This window comes from Bradyrhizobium ferriligni, assembly GCF_056837965.1.
Genome location: NZ_JBXEJO010000168.1, coordinates 1 through 1893 on the forward strand (window position 1 = coordinate 1; position 1893 = coordinate 1893).

1 pseudogene is annotated in these 1893 nt (G+C 42.6%); it reads right to left on the minus strand.

Annotation, left to right across the window (positions count from 1 at the left end):
• Positions 1-860: 860 nt before the first annotated feature.
• Positions 861-1259 (minus strand): annotated as a pseudogene (locus tag AC1VNY_RS42345) (reverse transcriptase domain-containing protein); the annotation flags it as partial.
• Positions 1260-1893 lie beyond the last annotated feature (634 nt).

Genomic DNA, 1893 nt, shown 5'->3' on the forward strand with positions numbered 1-1893 from the left:
AGGAAGAATAGAAGAAGGCTTGAACATTAGGAGAAAGGAAGAATAGAAGAATTATGTAGTATATGTAGAAAATAAGAGGGAAAAGAAATTGAAGTAATAGTGGCAAAAAAGAAATTCATCTTGTGGAGAATGGAAGAGACAAAAAGTTGTTTCCACCCAGATGGAGTCTCGATCCCTGAAAAAAAAGCGCCATTATCATCATAATCAGGTACCGTAGCGGATGGTATTATGAATCTCCACAAATCTCTGTCTGTGGTTTTGCTATCATCTCAGATGTTGACGCTCTACTGTGCCATGAAGTCAGGCTATCCAAAATTTTCTCTCTCTGTCTTCCTCTGTCTCGTCTACCCTCGATTTTACCGGTTGTTACAATGTGTTCTAAACCTCCCCTCCTCATCACATGCCCGAAAAATGATGACTGCCTCTTTCTTATATTGATGATAAGCTTTCTCTGTGTCTTGACCTCATTCAACTTCTTCTTCTTCTTCTTTCTCGAATCCTGTATGCCTCACAGCGTCAGGTCAAGAAGAGATTTCTAAAACGGGCCCTAGTATGCGCTTCGTAGATAGTCTCTTTCGTCGCCTCTGTTATCTCTGAGGTCCATCTTTTGCGTGGCCGGCCTTTTGCTTTGTACCCATTGTATCGGAGCAGCATTGCTCTTTGAGGTGCACTGTCTGTTGGTAATCTGCTTATGTGACCGAACTATTTAATTTGTTGCTTCTTGATGAAATTTAGTACTGATGTTGTACCCACTTTTTTCCTGATGTCTTCATTTCTCAACCGGTCTCTTCTTGTTACAGCCAGCATTCTGCGTAGACACTTCATCTCTGTCGTGACTAGTTTTCTTCTATCATTTGTTGTCAGCGTCCAGGTTTGGCACTGGTAACATAATGTGGGGAAAAGATTGTGTTGAACATTGCTCTTTTTGTGTTCATGGTGACGTGTTTGCATCTTAAAATTGGCGCCATTTGCCCTATCATTTGATTTGCTTTGTTGCATCTGTGTTGAATTTCATTAGTTATTCTTCCATTTGCTGAAAAAATGCTCCCCAGGTATGTGAAATCTTTTACTTGATTTAGTGGGCGATTGTCGATGGAGATATTGGTAGTGCTTTCCTCTCTGGCGAATGTCATTACTTCTGTTTTGTCGATGTTTATTCTCATGTTGTATTCGTTACATGCTAACTGGAGTCTGTTGATGTGTTGTTGTAGCTGTTCTTCTGTTGTTGATATGATTGCCTGATCATCTGCAAAAGGAAAAAGAGTTCTCCGAGGTTGTTTCCTTCGCTGGTGTTAGCTATTTTACAGATGTGGTCAATATTCTAACTCTAATAGCCGTCCATCGCAAGCGATGATGACAACAATCTCAGACGTGTACTGTTGCACCTCTCTGGTGTGTGCAGAGGTGACTGTAGAGTCCAATCCTAGAACAGAATCCCCGACCACAGGTGGGGCATACATGATCAAGGTTAGACATGTGCGTGTTGTGTGCTCTGTCTTTTCGCGCTGCTCGTTTTCTCTGTGACTCAACAATACGATGATTCTCAGCTATTCGGGTTCCTCTTTTGTTGTTACAGCGCCACATTTGGCGATCTTGCGCAAGGGATTCCCAGCACGTATTGTCTATATCGAAGCATTTCAGAGACACTTTAAGAGTGTCTTTAAAGCGTTTTTTCTGTCCACCAGCTAAACGTCTGCCCCCTTCAAGCTCGCCATTTATCAACTGTTTTGGGATGCGTTTATCAGGCATCCGAGCAACGTGACCGGCCCATCTCACTTGGGCCTTCTGCAACAGGGTGTTGACGCTTGGGATCTTTGCTCTTGTGAGGACTTCGGTATCTGGAATTTTGTCCTGCCAGTTTATTTTTAGTATTCTGCGTAGACAGCTTGTGTG